At 67.8% G+C, this 15,086-nt stretch carries 14 protein-coding genes; 11 read left to right on the top strand and 3 right to left on the bottom strand.

Annotated elements, in window-relative coordinates:
- The first annotated feature begins 55 nt into the window (after window positions 1–55).
- Complete coding sequence (locus H3H36_RS23545) at window positions 56–1,684, top strand: serine hydrolase (protein ID WP_182220502.1); 1,629 nt, start codon at window positions 56–58, stop codon at window positions 1,682–1,684.
- A gap of 120 nt (window positions 1,685–1,804) precedes the next feature.
- Here H3H36_RS23545 and H3H36_RS27590 read toward each other — a convergent pair whose 3' ends face one another.
- On the bottom strand, window positions 1,805–3,523 hold the full coding sequence (locus tag H3H36_RS27590; RefSeq protein WP_182220501.1) for a GGDEF domain-containing protein: 1,719 nt from the start codon (window positions 3,521–3,523) through the stop codon (window positions 1,805–1,807).
- Window positions 3,524–3,779: 256 nt separating this feature from the next.
- Between H3H36_RS27590 and panD the strand changes: the two genes are divergently transcribed.
- On the top strand, window positions 3,780–4,139 hold the full coding sequence (panD, locus tag H3H36_RS23535; protein ID WP_182220500.1) for an aspartate 1-decarboxylase: 360 nt from the start codon (window positions 3,780–3,782) through the stop codon (window positions 4,137–4,139).
- Between the two features lie 59 nt (window positions 4,140–4,198).
- On the opposite strand, the gene H3H36_RS23530 is transcribed toward panD, so the two are convergent.
- Window positions 4,199–4,828 (bottom strand): Crp/Fnr family transcriptional regulator, encoded by a 630-nt coding sequence (locus H3H36_RS23530; protein ID WP_229220069.1) that lies wholly within the window; start codon window positions 4,826–4,828, stop codon window positions 4,199–4,201.
- Between the two features lie 360 nt (window positions 4,829–5,188).
- Between H3H36_RS23530 and H3H36_RS23525 the strand changes: the two genes are divergently transcribed.
- Window positions 5,189–6,805 (top strand): methyl-accepting chemotaxis protein, encoded by a 1,617-nt coding sequence (locus tag H3H36_RS23525; RefSeq protein ID WP_182220499.1) that lies wholly within the window; start codon window positions 5,189–5,191, stop codon window positions 6,803–6,805.
- 56 nt (window positions 6,806–6,861) lie between these two features.
- Here the strand turns inward: H3H36_RS23525 and aqpZ are convergent, their stop codons facing one another.
- Entirely contained in the window at window positions 6,862–7,548 is a 687-nt protein-coding gene (gene aqpZ / locus H3H36_RS23520) for an aquaporin Z (protein ID WP_182220498.1), read from the bottom strand.
- A gap of 361 nt (window positions 7,549–7,909) precedes the next feature.
- On the opposite strand from aqpZ, the gene H3H36_RS23515 reads away from it, so the two are divergent.
- The 8 genes from H3H36_RS23515 to H3H36_RS23480 all read left to right on the top strand — a co-directional run bounded on the left by H3H36_RS23515 (window position 7,910) and on the right by H3H36_RS23480 (window position 15,078).
- Window positions 7,910–9,067, top strand: coding sequence for a methyl-accepting chemotaxis protein (locus tag H3H36_RS23515; RefSeq protein WP_182220497.1), 1,158 nt, complete (start codon window positions 7,910–7,912; stop codon window positions 9,065–9,067).
- A gap of 9 nt (window positions 9,068–9,076) precedes the next feature.
- Complete coding sequence (locus tag H3H36_RS23510; protein WP_182220496.1) at window positions 9,077–9,445, top strand: response regulator; 369 nt, start codon at window positions 9,077–9,079, stop codon at window positions 9,443–9,445.
- A gap of 73 nt (window positions 9,446–9,518) precedes the next feature.
- Entirely contained in the window at window positions 9,519–9,836 is a 318-nt protein-coding gene (locus H3H36_RS23505; RefSeq protein ID WP_182220495.1) for an STAS domain-containing protein, read from the top strand.
- Window positions 9,837–9,879: 43 nt separating this feature from the next.
- The gene (locus tag H3H36_RS23500) at window positions 9,880–12,051 is read left to right on the top strand and encodes a chemotaxis protein CheA (protein WP_182220494.1); all 2,172 of its coding nucleotides are present in this window, start codon (window positions 9,880–9,882) and stop codon (window positions 12,049–12,051) included.
- Between the two features lie 33 nt (window positions 12,052–12,084).
- Window positions 12,085–12,645 carry a chemotaxis protein CheW gene (locus tag H3H36_RS23495; protein WP_182220493.1) on the top strand — a complete coding sequence of 187 codons (561 nt, stop codon included), beginning with the start codon at window positions 12,085–12,087 and terminating at the stop codon, window positions 12,643–12,645.
- A 23-nt stretch (window positions 12,646–12,668) separates the two neighbouring features.
- Window positions 12,669–13,475 carry a CheR family methyltransferase gene (locus H3H36_RS23490; RefSeq protein ID WP_182220492.1) on the top strand — a complete coding sequence of 269 codons (807 nt, stop codon included), beginning with the start codon at window positions 12,669–12,671 and terminating at the stop codon, window positions 13,473–13,475.
- A 2-nt stretch (window positions 13,476–13,477) separates the two neighbouring features.
- Window positions 13,478–13,993: a chemotaxis protein CheD gene (locus H3H36_RS23485; RefSeq protein WP_182220491.1), complete on the top strand. Its 516-nt coding sequence runs from the start codon at window positions 13,478–13,480 to the stop codon at window positions 13,991–13,993.
- A complete protein-coding gene (locus H3H36_RS23480; RefSeq protein ID WP_182220490.1) occupies window positions 13,990–15,078 on the top strand; it encodes a protein-glutamate methylesterase/protein-glutamine glutaminase in 1,089 nt (362 codons plus the stop codon). Before H3H36_RS23485 ends, H3H36_RS23480 begins: the two co-directional genes overlap by 4 nt.
- Window positions 15,079–15,086: the final 8 nt, after the last annotated feature.

The raw sequence follows: 15,086 nt of genomic DNA, 5'->3' as shown, positions 1-15,086 counted from the left end.
GACCGCCGTGCCATGAATGGGCTATATCGTATAAATCGTTTATCACAATACAGACATGCATTTGAAGACTCGTCTGGCCGCAGCCTTGCTGCTGGCCTTCGCCGGCATTGCCCTGCCATCGATCGCGGCCGTCCCGGTGGTCGCCAACAGCGCGGCCGCACCCGTCCCCGCGTTCGACCTCGACGCCGACGTCAACCAGGCATTGAAGACCTTTGGCGTGCCCGGCATGGCCATCGCCATCGTCAAGGATGGCCAGGTGCTGGCCGCGCGGGGCTACGGCGTGCGCCGCCTGGGCGAGCCGACGCCGGTCGATGGCAAGACCCTGTTCGAAGTGGCCTCCAATTCCAAGGCCTTCACGGCCGCCGCGCTGGCCATGCTGGTGGACGAGGGCAAGCTGAACTGGGAGGACCGCGTCACCGACCACCTGCCCGGCTTTCGCATGTATGACGACTACGCCAGCGGCGCCATGACGGTGCGCGACCTGCTCACCCACCGCAGTGGCCTGGGGCTGGGCGCGGGTGATTTGCTGTGGTGGCCCACCAGCACCTTCAGCGCCGACGACATCATCCACCGGCTGCGCTACATCAAGCCCGCCACCACCTTCCGCGACAGCTACGCCTACGACAACCTGCTCTACATCGCGGCCGGCAAGATCGTGGCGGACAAGGCCGGCAAGCCGTGGGGCGAGGCCGTGCGCGAGCGCATCCTGGCGCCGCTGGGCATGGACGGCACCGTCACCAGCGTGGCCCGCATGCGCGCCAGCGGCAACTACGCCGCGCCGCACAGCAAGGTCGGCGAGCGCCAGACCGTGGTCGAGCCGATGCTGGCCGAGAACGCGGTGGGCGCCGTCGGCATCGACACCAGCGCCACGGACATGGCGCGCTGGATGAATCTGCTGCTGGCCGGCGGCAAGCTGCCCGACGGGCGCCAGCTGTTCAGCGCCGAGCGCGCGCGCGAACTGTGGACCGAAACCACGCCGATGAAGATCAGCGAACCGCCGCCCGCGCTGGCCGCCACCCGTCCCAATTTCGCCGGCTACGGCCTCGGTTTCAACCTGCGCGACTACCATGGCCGCAAGCTGGCGCTGCACGGCGGCGCGCTGCAAGGCTTCTATTCGCGCGTGCTGATGGTGCCGGACGAGAAACTCGGCATCGCCATCCTCACCAACGCCGAGAACAGCCCCGCCATCTCGGCCCTGCAGTGGCGCATCCTCGACCACTACCTGCAGGTGCCGGCCAGCGACTGGATACGGCTGTATGCGGACGACGAGGCGCGCAGCCACCGCGAGGAACTGGCGCGCCAGGGCCAGGCCGTGGCGGCGCGTGCGGCCCGTTCGGCGCCCTCGCTGCCGCTGGCCGCCTACGATGGCCAGTACCGCGATGCCTGGTATGGCGAGGTGACCATCCGCGCGCAGGACGGCAAGCATGTGCTCAGTTTCAGCCGCTCGCCCGATCTCACGGGCACGCTCGAGCACTTCCAGCACGACACCTTCATCGTGCGCTGGCAGGCCCGCAACTTCAACGCGGACGCCTACGTCACGTTCGCGCTGAACCCCGATGGCAGCATCGCGCGCATGAAGATGGCGCCCGTGTCGAGCGAGACGGATTTCAGTTTCGACTTCGCGGACCTGGATTTCAAGCCCGTCAAACCTGCGAAACAGGGCCAGGCCAAGGCCGGCGGCTAAGCAGTCATTTCAACCAGCCCATGGCGTCGTTGTGGCGCCTTGCCGTGCAGGCGCACTGTCTTCGGCGCCACGCCTCGCCATGGTCAGGTCGAAATGACTGCTAAGGCCGGCCAAGGCCGCTCACGCCGCCTCGCATTCGACCCGGTTGCGGCCCTGGTGCTTGGCGCGGTACAGCGCCAGGTCGGCCGCGTGGAACAGGCTGTCGAGCGCCAGGTGCGGGCCTTCCGAGGCGGCCACGCCGAAGCTGGCCGTCACGTGCAGCACGTGGCCGTTGGCCAGCGTGAGCGGCGCCGCCTCGATGGCGCGCCGCATCCGTTCGGCCACCACGCGCGCGCCTTCCAGGTCGCAGTTGCCGGGCATGATGACGAATTCCTCGCCGCCGTAGCGGGCCAGGATTTCGCCGTCGCGCAATTGCTCGCGCGCCAGCGCGGCGATGCGGATCAGCACCTGGTCGCCGGCGTCGTGGCCATGGCTGTCGTTGACGGCCTTGAAGCGGTCCACGTCGAACAGGATCACGGCCAGCGCCAGCCGGTGTTCGCGCGCGCGCCGCAGCCGCTGGTTGCCGGCCGCCGTGAAGGCGCGCCGGTTCAGGATGCCCGTCAGGTAATCGGTGTCGGCGCGCAGCCGCAGTTCCTCGATCAGGCGCTGGCGTTCCTGTTCCAGCTGCTGCTTTTCCAGTCCGGCCGCGCGCAACTGGCCCACGGCGCGCAGCAGGTCGCCGATCTCGTCGTGGCGCCGTGTCTCATGCACGCGGATGGAAAAGTCGCCGTTGCCCAGCTTGACGAGGGCGCGCGTGGTCCGCGCCAGCGGCACCATCACGCGCTTTTGCAGGATGACCATCAACAGCATCATGGCCAGCACGATGGCGCCGCCCGTCAGGCAGGCCAGCAGCAGTTCGCGCTGGGCCGTATCGTAGTCCTGCCGGGCCTGGTCCAGGGCCGCTTCCAGCAGCACGTCGCGCACGGCCAGGATGGGCGACATGAACGGCACGTAGCGCTGCGCGAACTGGGCCGTGTCCATGCCGTAGGGCTGGTGCGCCCGGCTGTCGCGTTCCACGCCCGTCACCAGCGCCAGGCCGCTGGTGAAATAGCGCTCGTCCATCGTGCGCAGCGCCGCCAGCACCCGCGGGTCGCGGTCGATGGCGCTGGTGGACATGACGATCAGGTGGCGCAGCTGTTCGATCTGGCCGCGCAGGAACTGGATTTGCGTGTGCTCGGTCTCGGCCAGCGGCTGGCCCGAGGCCAGCGCCACCGTCAGGCGCGAGCCGAGCCGGCCCGCGTATTCGCGCAGCTCGACGGCGAAGCGCGCCTTCATGAGGATCTTGGCCAGGTTGGGGTAGGCTTGCTCGGCCGCGCCCGCGTAGCCGGTCACATCGTCGAGCACCACCGGGATCAGGGCGAACATGCCTTCCACGGCCGCCGTCAGCCGCTGCGGCGTGCGCTGGGCCGGCGGCAAGGCGGAGACGGCATCGACCTCGCGCCGCGCCGCGATCAGCTGGGCCCGGATCGAGGTCACCGTCGCGCTCTGGTCCTGGCTGGCCGCCAGCGCGGCCGCCAGGCTGTCCAGCGCCTGGTCGCTGGCGGCGCGCGCCACGGCCAGCCGCGCCCGCTTGGCCGGATCGGGCGGCACGGCGTCGCCCAGCACGGCGTTCATGGGACCCCGCTCGAACGACAGTTTCTCGGCCGCCACCATGCCCTGCTGCACCAGTTGCAGGGCGTGCAGGCCGCCGCGGGCGGCCCGGTAGCTGTTCCATTCTCCCCACAATATCCGGCCCAGCATGGCGCCCACCAGCAGCGCCAGGATGGCCATGGACACGGCGAACATGCGGGTCAGTCTCATTTCTCCAGCGCTCCTTGCCGCTGCCTGCCGCGCGGTACGCGGCGCAGCGATTTTCCAACTTGCAATATGCCATAAGCGCTGGCCGCTGTCGCCCCCGGATGGGCGGAAATGGGACGCGGCGCTCCAGTAGTGGTACGATTGCGACCGCGCATCAAGGCGGAACGGTCCTCGGGTCCGGCCGGCGGGCCCACCGGCCTCCGGGATTGCTTTGAGGCAAGCCTTGAACCCCCATTTAACGAAGGATGAAGTGATGTCTATGCAACGAGTTATGCTGCGTGCCAAGCTGCACCGGGTCACGGTCACGCAAGCGGACCTCCACTACGAAGGTTCCTGTGGTATCGACCAGGATCTGCTGGATGCGGCCGATATCCGGCCCAATGAAAAGATCGAGCTGTACAACGTGAACAATGGCGAGCGCTTCGCCACCTACGCCATCCCCGGCCTGCGCGGCAGCGGCGAGATCTCGCTCAACGGCGCGGCCGCGCGGCGGGCCCAGCTGGGCGACCTGCTCATCATCTGCACCTACGCGCCGATGACGGAAGAGCAGATCGCCACCTATGAGCCCAAGATTGTGTTTGTCGATGGCAACAACAAGATCACGGGCCTGAAGCAGTAAGCACGGCCCCCAAGTAGTCAGGCTACAGAAAAACGGCGCTCAGTGGAGCGCCGTTTTTTTTATGCCGCCTTCTGCAGCGCATCCTGCCGCAGCAACTGCGACATGTATTGCGGTGTGATGCCCAGGAAGGAGGCGATCACTTTTTGCGACACGCGCGCCTCCAGCCCCGGATACTCGTCGCGGAACGCTTCCAGCCTGGCCTGGGCCGAGGTGGCGCTGTTGTTGTAGATGCTGCGTCCCTGGCGCAGGATGCTGGCCTCGGACACCTTCAGGTAATAGGCGCGCACCACCTCGTGCAGTTCGCACATGCGGCCCACGTCGGCCCAGTCCATGCGAAAGCCGTGCAGCGCCGTTTCGGCCACCACGAACTGGCGCGCCGGCAAGCCATCGCGCGCGCGCAGCAAGTCCTCGTGCGACGCCACCGTTTCGCCTTCGCACCAGAAGCGCAGCGTCACCTCCGTGCCGCCTTCCGTCACGAAGCCGGCCCGCGCCACCCCGCTGTAGATCCAGTGGAACGATTGCGCCACCTCGCCGCTGCGCTGCAGCACCTCGCCCTTGCGCGCGCTGATGGGAACGACCAGCGGCGCGATCAGGTGGTTGATGGCGTCATACATCTGTTCGGTAACGCCGTAGTGGCGCATCACCAGCGCTTTGTATTTCTCTCGTTGTTCCAGGAATCCGTGTCTCATGATTGTGCGTGCTGAACCCGGCGGCGCGGGTGGTCAATTAATTGTCTTTTTGCTACATCCAGTAACAAGCTGATAAGCAATATAATTGAATGAAATCGCGAAAACAATTGCCCATTGGTGCAATGTGTTGCAATTTGGAATTGTTTTTGTAATTTTATTTCAAACTTAAAGTAAGTGAACCCGCTTACGCGCGATTGTTCCTATACTGCTGGGCCCGCTCGCAGGCGCCCCATCCACGCTGTTCTATTGCCCTCGATTCAAGCTACCATGGCACGGCCCGCGCGCATGGTTTGCCCTGCGCACAGCGGGCGGCTGGCGCCGCTGCGCCAGATCGCATACCAACAACGGGGAGAATGGTGCATGAAGATGGCTAATCTGGGCATAGGGCAGCGGCTGGCGCTGGGGTTCGCGGTGGTGCTGGCCATCCTGATCGTCAACACGGGGTTGGGCATCTACCGGCTGCAGGGCGTGGCCGCCGCCACCCGCACCATGATGGAGGTGCCGCTGGCCAAGGAGCGCATGATCGCCGACTGGTACCGGCTGGTGTTCGCCGGCATCCGCCGCACGTCGGCCATCGCGCGCAGCGACGACCCGGCCCTGGTGGCCTTCTTCGCCGACGACATCGCCAGCTCCACCCGCAGCGCCCAGGCGCTGGTCAAGCAGATCGAGGCGCTGGCCGGCGCCGATGACCAGGCCCTGATCACCCAGATGAAGCAAGTGCGGGCCCGCTACATGGCCGCGCGCGACGCCGTCTCCAAGGCCAAGGCGGGCGGCGACGCGCAAGGCGCGCACACCATCCTGGAACAGCAATACCTGCCCGCCTCGCGCGACTATGAAGCCAAGCTGCAACAGATGCTGGAGCACCAGCGCCAGGCGATCGACGGCGCGGCGCGCGCCATCGACCAGGTGGCCGAGCGCAGCCGCAACCAGTTGCTGTTGCTGGCGCTGCTCGTGGTCAGCTTTGGCGTCGTGTTCGCGTGGTGGCTCACGCGCGGCATCACCGGCCCCATCAAGGAGGCGGTGGGGGTGGCCCAGCGCGTGGCCGAGGGCCAGCTGTCGGCCGCCGGCGTCACGCGCCAGTTCGCGCGCGACGAGCCGGGCCGTTTGCTGCAGGCCTTGCACCGCATGTCGGGCAACCTCGAGCGCATCGTGCGCGAAGTGCGCCAGGGCACGGAAACCATCGCCACCGCCTCCGGCGAGATCGCCAGCGGCAACCTGGACCTGTCCACCCGCACCGAGCAGCAAGCCAGTTCGCTGGAGCAGACGGCGTCCTCGATGGAGCAGCTGACGGCCACCGTCAAGCAGAACGCCGAGCACGCGCGCCAGGCCAACACGCTGGCCGCCTCGGCCTCGGACGTGGCCCAGCGCGGCGGCGCCGTGGTGTCGGACGTGGTGCAGACCATGGCCTCGATCGACGCCTCCTCGCGCAAGATCGTCGACATCATCGGCGTCATCGATGGCATCGCGTTCCAGACCAACATCCTGGCCTTGAACGCGGCCGTGGAAGCGGCCCGCGCGGGCGAGCAGGGCCGTGGCTTCGCGGTGGTGGCGTCCGAGGTGCGGGGGCTGGCCCAGCGCTCGGCCGCGGCGGCCAAGGAGATCAAGCAGCTGATCGACGATTCCGTCGGCAAGGTGGCGGCCGGCACGCGCCTGGTGGACCAGGCCGGCAGCACGATGGAGGAGGTGGTGGCGGCCATCGGCCGGGTCACGGCCATCATGGCCGAGATCAGTGCGGCCAGCGGCGCCCAGACCGAGGGCATCGAGCAGATCAACGACGCCATCGCCCAGATGGACACGGTCACGCAGCAGAACGCCTCGCTGGTGGAGCAGGCCGCGGCGGCGGCCGAGGCCATGCAGGAGCAGGCCGTCCGGCTGGCCCAGGCCGTCAGTGTGTTCAAGCTCGACGGCGTGGACGGCCAGGCCCGCGCGGCCGGCCCATCTCCATCCGTAGCGCACGCGCGCCGGCTGGCCGCGTAAGCGCGTCGTGCATGGCAGGGCGGCCGCCGGCGGCGGGACCGCCCTGCCAGTGCCGCTCAGTCCTTGCTGCCGATGACGCGGTACACGGCCGCGCCCAGCAGGGCGCCGGCGATCGGCGCCACCCAGAACAGCCACAGCTGGCTGGTGGCCCAGTCACCCACGTACAGCGCCACGCCCGTGCTGCGGGCCGGATTGACGGAGGTGTTGGTGACCGGGATGCTGATCAGGTGGATCAGGGTCAGGCCCAGGCCGATCGGCAGCGGCGCGAAGCCGGCCGGCGCGCGCGCGTCGGTGGCGCCCAGGATGATCAAGAGGAACATCATCGTCATCACCACTTCCGTCACCAGCGCGGCCGTCAGCGAGTAGCCGCCCGGCGAATGGGCGCCGTAGCCGTTCGAGGCGAACCCGGCGGCCAGTTCAAAGCCGCTCTTGCCGCTGGCGATCAGGTACAGCACGCCGCCGGCCGCGATCGCGCCCAGCACCTGCGCCACGATGTAGGGCAGCAGCTTGGCGGCGGGGAAGCGGCCGCCGGCCCACAGGCCGATCGAGACGGCCGGATTGAGGTGGCAGCCGGAGATGTGGCCGATGGCGTAGGCCATGGTCAGCACCGTCAGGCCGAACGCCAGCGCCACGCCCAGCAGGCCGATGCCCACGCCGGGGAAGGCCGCCGCCAGCACGGCGCTGCCGCAGCCGCCCAGCACCAGCCAGAAGGTTCCAAAGAATTCCGCGCCATATGCTTTCATGTGATTCCTTTACAGAGGTGCGGCCCGCGGGCCGCGATTGAATTAGCTGCTAAGCAACGTTGGCAATTTACCTTGCGTGAACTGAAAAGTCCACCGTGGCGGCCGCGGCCGTGAAGTTGCAGTTTCACAACGTGGGCGGATGGCGCACTGTTTTTTGCGCATCTAATTGTTTCGCGCATGAATCAATTTGAACAGCGCTGGCGGTGCGCCCCGCTAGAATTGACCGGCGGCACCAGAGGGGCGGCGGGCAGTATTTTATTTAAAACATGTGAGCAACGGACCCGCATTTTGCGATACAGTTTGACGACGACGACGCGTCGCGTCGCGGCGGTACCGACTGACTATTTTCCGGTGGGGTCCAATGAATCGATTGTCCGGTTTGCGCAGCACGACAGTTCTTCCGCTGGGGTTGGCGCTGGCCGGCGCGGCGGCGACCTTGATCGCCGGCGGCGCCGGCCTGGTTGCCGTCCTGTTCGCCGTGCTGCTGCTGGCGGCCGGCGCGCTGGCCGCGCGCCAGCTGGGCGCGGCCGAGGCGGCGCGCCAGCGCATGATAGCGCGCTACCTCGACGGGCGCGAACAGTTCGGCGACGCCGTGCTGCCGATCTGGTGCCGCCACATCGAATCGTCGCGCAGCCAGATGGAGGAAGCCGTGGCCGACCTGGCCGGGCGCTTCTCCAACATCGTCGACAAGCTCGACAACGCACTGCACGTGTCCAGCCTGGACCAGCAGGGCGGCGGCGGCCCGGCCCTGATCGACGTGTTCGCCAGCAGCGAGAACCAGCTCGGTTCCGTGGTGGCGTCCATGAAGTCGGCCATGGCCTCCAAGCAGACCATGCTCGAACAGATCCAGCAGCTGGAACGCTTCACGCGCGAATTGCGCGACATGGCCGAAGGCGTGGCCAGCATCGCGGCCCAGACCAACCTGCTGGCGCTGAACGCGGCCATCGAGGCGGCCCGCGCCGGCCCGGCCGGGCGCGGCTTCGCCGTGGTGGCGCAGGAAGTGCGCAACCTGTCGAACCGCTCGGCCGAGACGGGCCGCAACATCGCCGACCGCGTCGGCCAGATCAGCGCCGCCATCCTGTCGGCCAGCGCGGCGGCCGAACAATCCAGCGCGGCCGAGGACGCCTCCATGCTGTCGGCCGAAGGCATGATCGAATCAGTGCTGCGCGACTTCCGCCACGTCACCGACGCGCTGCTGCAATCGTCCGAACTGCTCAAGCAGGAATCGGTGGCCATCCAGAGCGAGGTCGGCGAGGCGCTGGTGCAACTGCAGTTCCAGGACCGCGTCAGCCAGGTCATGACCCACGTGCGCGAGAACATGGAACGCCTGCCCGCCATCCTGCGCGACAACCGCGCCCACTACGAGCAGGACCAGGCGCTGCAGCCGCTGCAGGCGGCGCCGCTGCTGGCCGAATTGCAAAAGACCTATGCCATGGCGGACGAGCACGCCGTCCATGGCGGCGCAATGACCACCCGCCAGCAACAGCCGGCGGCGGCCGACGAAATCACGTTCTTCTAAGGGATCACTATGGCAAAGACCATCATGGTAGTGGACGACTCCGCCTCGTTGCGGCAAGTGGTCGGCATCGCGCTCAAGGGCGCCGGCTATGACGTCATCGAAGGACGCGATGGCGTGGACGCGCTGGCCAAGTGCACGGGCCAGAAGATTCACCTGGTCGTGTGCGACGTCAACATGCCCAATATGGACGGCATCACCTTCGTCAAGCAATTCAAGGCGCTGGCCAATTACCGCTTCACGCCCGTCATCATGCTCACCACCGAGTCGCAGGAAGAGAAGAAGCGCGAAGGCCAGGCGGCCGGCGCCAAGGCCTGGGTCACCAAGCCGTTCAAGCCGGAAGTGTTGCTGGGCGCCGTGGCCAAGCTGGTCCTGCCCTGATCGTTTCCTGGCGCGCGGCGGCCGGCCTATGGCCGCCGCCCCGCGCCGCCCACCGCCCACCGGGAGAGTCACCATGTCCGCATCCTCCGCCACCGCCTTGCCCGTGCGCTTCGCCATCGCGGGCGAGCTGACGATCTACCGCGCCGCCGACCTGAAAACCCAGTTGCTCGACGCGCTGCGCCAGGCCGCCTTGCTGGAAGTGGACTTGTCCGGCGTGACGGAACTGGACACGGCCGGCCTGCAAGTGCTGATGCTGGCCAAGCAGGTGGCCGCCGCCGACGGCCGCGAACTGCGGCTGGTGGGCCACAGCCCGGCCGTGGTGGACGTGTTCGAAATGCTGGACCTGGGCGGCTATTTCGGCGACGCCCTGCTGATCCACGCCACCGCCTGAACCTGGCGCATCTAACCATGTATCCAACCCTGGGGGCCACGCCATGAACCTGGACCAAGCGTTGCAAACGTTTATCGCGGAAAGCCGCGAACTGCTCGAAGAGATGGAGAACGCGCTGCTCAACGTCGACCTGGCGGGCGACCAGGGCGAGGCCATCAACGCCATCTTCCGCGCCGCCCACACCATCAAGGGCTCGGCCGGCCTGTTCAGCCTGGACCACATCGTCGCCTTCACCCACGTGGTGGAAAGCTTGCTCGACGAAGTGCGTGACGGCCGCGTGGTGCTGACCGACGAGATGATCGTGCTGCTGCTGTCGTGCTGCGACTTCCTGTCGGGCATGACGGAGGCGCTGGCGGCCGGCCAGCTCGAGGCGGACCCGGACAGCGCGCCCGAGGGCGAGGCGCTGGTGGCCCAGCTCAAGCGCCACATGGATGCCGCCTCCCATGGCGACGGCACGCCGCCACCGGCCGAGGCGCAGGCGGCCCCGCTGGCGACGGTGGAGCCGGCCGTCGAGCGCATCGGCGCGGCCACGGACGCGCGCGACCACTGGCACATCTCGCTGCGCTTCGGGCGCGAGGTGCTGCGCAATGGCATGGACCCGATCGCCTTCCTGCGCTACCTGGCCAGGCTGGGCACCATCGTCGGCATCGCCACCGTGCCCGACGCGCTGCCGGCCAACCCGGACCAGATGGACGCCGAGCTGTGCTACCTGGGCTTCGAGATCGCCTTCGACACCACGGCCGACAAGGCTGCCATCGAAGGCGTGTTCGAGTTCGTGCAGGACGATTGCGAGATCCGCATCCTGCCGCCGCACAGCAAGGTGTCCGAATACGTGGACCTGATCCGCGCCCTGCCCGAGCGCGACGCGCGCCTCGGTGAAATCCTGGTGCGCTGCGGCAGCGTGACGGCCCGCGAACTCGACAGCGCCCTGAACCAGCAGGCCAGCAGCGAGCCGCAGCAGCTGGGCTCCATCCTGGTGGAAGGGGGCAATGTGCCGCCCGTGGTGGTGGAAGCGGCGCTGGCCAAGCAAAAGCAGGTGTCGGAACAGAAGGCCCAGGAGAGCCGCTCGATCCGCATCGATTCGGACAAGCTGGACCGCCTGATCGACCTGGTGGGCGAATTGATCATCGCCGGCGCGCGCGCCAACATGATCGGCCAGCAGATCCACAACGCGGAACTGCTCGAATGCACGGGCGTGCTGTCGAACCTGGTGGAGGAAGTGCGCGACGCGGCGCTCGAGCTGCGCATGGTCAAGATCGGCGCCACCTTCAACCGCTTCCAGCGCGTGGTGCACGACGTGGCGCGCGAGCTGGGCAAGGACATCGGCCTGATCGTCGATGGCGAGGACGCCGAACTGGACAAGACCGTGGTCGAGAAGATCGGCGACCCGCTGATGCACCTGGTGCGCAACGCCATGGACCACGGCATCGAGCCGGCCGAGGTGCGGCTGGCGGCCGGCAAGCCGGCCAAGGGCATGATCAAGCTGAACGCCTTCCACGAGTCGGGCAACATCGTGATCGAGGTCAGCGACGACGGCGGCGGCTTGCGCAAGGAAAAAATCCTGGCCAAGGCCATCGAGCGGGGCCTGGTCGATCCCGAGCGCAAGCTCAGCGACGCGGAAATCTACAACCTGATCTTCGAGGCCGGCTTCTCGACGGCCGACAAGATCACCAACCTGTCGGGCCGCGGGGTGGGCATGGACGTGGTCAAGCGCAACATCTCGGCCCTGCGCGGCAGCGTGGACGTGGGCAGCGTGGCCGGCGCCGGCACCACCGTCACCGTGCGCTTGCCGCTGACGCTGGCCATCATCGACGGCTTCCTGGTGCAGCTGAGCGGTTCCGTGTTCGTGATCCCGCTCGACATGATCGAGGAATGCATCGAATACGCGGCCGAGCCGGGCCAGGACTATTGCAACCTGCGGGGCCAGGTGCTGCCCTTCATCCGGCTGCGCGACCTGTTCCGCCTGCCCGGCACGGCCACCCGGCGCGAGAGCATCGTCGTGCTCAAGTACGGCAACCAGCGCGCCGGCCTGGTGGTCGACACGCTGCTGGGCGAGTTCCAGACCGTGATCAAGCCGCTCAGCCCCATGTTCAGCGAAGTCAAGTGCATCAGCGGTTCCACCATCCTGGGCAGCGGCGACGTGGCCCTGATCCTGGACGTGGCCGCGCTGATGGCCACCGTCACCGGCAAGGGCCTGGCGCAGCTGGCCGCCTGACGCCAGCCGCCGCCCACCATCGGAGAGCAAACCATGAACCAAGTCGTCGATCGCAACCCGGCCGCCGCCGGTGGCCGCGCCGTGGTGGCGCTGCAGCAGGGCGCGGCCCCGCTGCCCAGCCAGTACCTGACCTTCATGCTGGGCGAGGAGCAGTTCGCCGTCGGCATCCTGGGCATCAAGGAAATCATCGAATACGGCAGCCTGGCCGGCGTGCCCATGATGCCCGAGTGCGTGCGCGGCGTGATCAACCTGCGCGGCGCCGTGGTGCCCGTGATGGACCTGGCGGCCCGCTTCGGCCGCCCGGCCAGCCCGATCACCAAGCGCAGCTGCATCGTCATCGTCGAAGTGCAGGAGGCCGAGGGCGAGGGCCAGCAGGTGCTGGGCATGCTGGTGGACGCCGTCAACGCCGTGGTCGACATCGCGGCGGCCGACATCGAAGCGGCGCCCGCGTTCGGCACCCGGATCCGGCCCGATTTCATCGCCGGCATCGGCAAGGTCAACGGCAAGTTCGTCAGCCTGCTGGCCATCGAGCGCGTGCTGTCCTCCGGCGAGATCGTGGAACTGGCGCGCCAGAACCTGGCCAGCCGCAACTGAAACGCCAGTCCCGGGGCCCGCCCATGTCGCTCATCACGATCACCGATCGCGAATTCAGCCAGTTCCAGCGCTTCATCTACGAGGCGGCCGGCATCTTCATGGCCAACGGCAAGCAGGCGCTCGTCAGCGGCCGCCTGGCCAAGCGCCTGGCGCACTACCAGCTGGCCAGCTACAGCGATTACCTGCGCCTGCTCGAAAGCCGGACCCAGCCCGCCGAACTGCAGGTGGCCGTCGACCTGTTGACCACCAACGAGACCTATTTCTTCCGCGAGCCCAAGCACTTCAAGCTGCTGGCCGAGCTGGCGCAGGAGGCCCGCGCCAGGGGCCGCGCGCTGCGCGTGTGGAGCGCGGCCTGTTCCAGCGGCGAGGAGCCGTACAGCATCGCCATGGTGCTGGCCGACGTGCTGGGCGACGGCGCCTGGGAAGTGCTGGGCACGGACATCAGCACCCGGGTGCTGGAGCGGGCCCGCTGCGGCCACTATCCGATGGAGCGGGCCAGCCAGCTGCCGCAAGCCTATCTCAAGCGTTTCTGCCTCAAGGGCCAGCAGCGCGAGGCGGGCACGCTGCTGATCGAGCGCGCCTTGCGGGCACGGGTCCAGTTCCAGCACCTGAACCTGAACGAACCGCTGCCCAAGCTGGGCAGCTTCGACGTGATCTTCCTGCGCAACGTGATGATCTATTTCAACCTGGAGACCAAGCGCCAGGTGGTGGCGCGCCTGCTCAACCAGCTCAAGCCGGGCGGCCACCTGTTGATCGGCCATTCGGAAACCCTGAACGATATCTGCGACACGGTGCAGGCCGTGGCGCCGTCGATCTACCGCAAGAGCTGACCATGCCCGATCAGAAGTGCATCGATATCTTCCTCATGCCCGGCGACTGCTTCGTCGGCGATGAGCAGTACCGGGTGCGCACGCTGGTCGGCTCCTGCGTCTCCATCACGCTGTGGCATCCGCGGCTGCGGGTGGGGGCCATGTCGCACTTCCTGCTGCCGGGCACGGGCCGCCAGCGCGACCGGCCCGGTGCGGCGGCCGGTACCTATGGCGTGGACGCCATGGATTACCTGCTGGCCGAGCTGGCCCGGCGCGGGGTGCCGCTGGCCCAGTGCGAGGGCAAGATCTTCGGCGGCGGCGCCATGTTCCCGCGCCACGCGCGCGTCAAGGACATCGGCATGCAGAATGGCGATTGCGCGCGCACCCTGATGCACGAGCACGGCATCCGCATCGTCTCCGAGAGCCTGTTTGGCGAAGGCCACCGGCAATTGATATTCACCATCCGCACCGGCGAAGTGCTGAGCCGCCAGGTGCCGCCGGAGTTCGCTGTGAACCCGCGCAACAAGGAGCAGGCATGAAGGCCATCGAAGTGATGATCGTGGATGATTCGGCCGTGGTGCGCCAGGTGCTGAGCGCGCTGCTCAACGCGGCGCCCGGCATCACCGTTACCCATGCCGTGGCCAATCCCATCCTGGCCATGGAGCGCATGAAGAGCCAGTGGCCGGACGTGATCGTGCTGGACGTGGAAATGCCGCGCATGGACGGCATCACTTTCCTGCGCAAGATCATGGCCGAGCGCCCCACGCCCGTGGTGATCTGCTCCACGCTGACGGAGAAGGGGGCCCAGACCTCGGTCGAGGCGCTGGGCGCCGGCGCCGTGGCCATCATCACCAAGCCGCGCCTGGACCTCAAGCAATTCCTGCACGACAGCGCCGAGGAACTGGTGTCGGCCGTGCGGGCCGCGGCCGGCGCCAACGTGCGCCGCCTGGCCGGGCGCGCGGCCGCGCCAGCCCATCCCACCGTCAAGCACAACGCCGACGTGATCCTGCCGCCGGCCGAGCACACGCGCGCCATGGTGCAGACCACGGAGCGGGTGGTGGCCATCGGCACCTCCACCGGCGGCACCCAGGCCCTGGAGGAAGTCTTGACGGCCTTGCCCCGTGTGACGCCGGGCATGGTGATCGTGCAGCACATGCCGGAGAAATTCACGGCTGCCTTCGCCGCCCGGCTCGACAGCGTGTGCCAGATCCGCGTCAAGGAGGCGGCCAACAACGACCGCGTGCTGCAGGGCCAGGCCCTGATCGCGCCCGGCGGCAAGCACATGCTGCTGCGCCGCACGGGCGCCCAGTATTACGTGGAAGTGGTGGACGGCCCGCTGGTGAACCGCCACCGGCCCTCGGTGGATGTGCTGTTTCGTTCAGTGGCCCGCTGCGCCGGCGCCAACGCGCTGGGCGTGATCATGACGGGCATGGGCGACGATGGCGCGGCCGGCCTGCTGGAAATGCTCAAGGCTGGCGCCCGCACCGTGGCCCAGGACGAGGCCAGCTGCGTCGTGTACGGCATGCCCAAGGAAGCCGTGAAACGGGGCGGGGTGGAGAAATCCGTGCCGCTGAACCTGATCTACCGCGACATCCTGGCCCAGCTGGCTGGATTCGGTAACTGACGGTGCCG

Source organism: Rugamonas fusca (assembly GCF_014042365.1).
GTDB lineage: Bacteria > Pseudomonadota > Gammaproteobacteria > Burkholderiales > Burkholderiaceae_D > Rugamonas > Rugamonas fusca.
The sequence above is the reverse complement of the archived record's forward strand: the minus strand, read 5'-3'. Positions and strand labels throughout refer to the sequence as shown.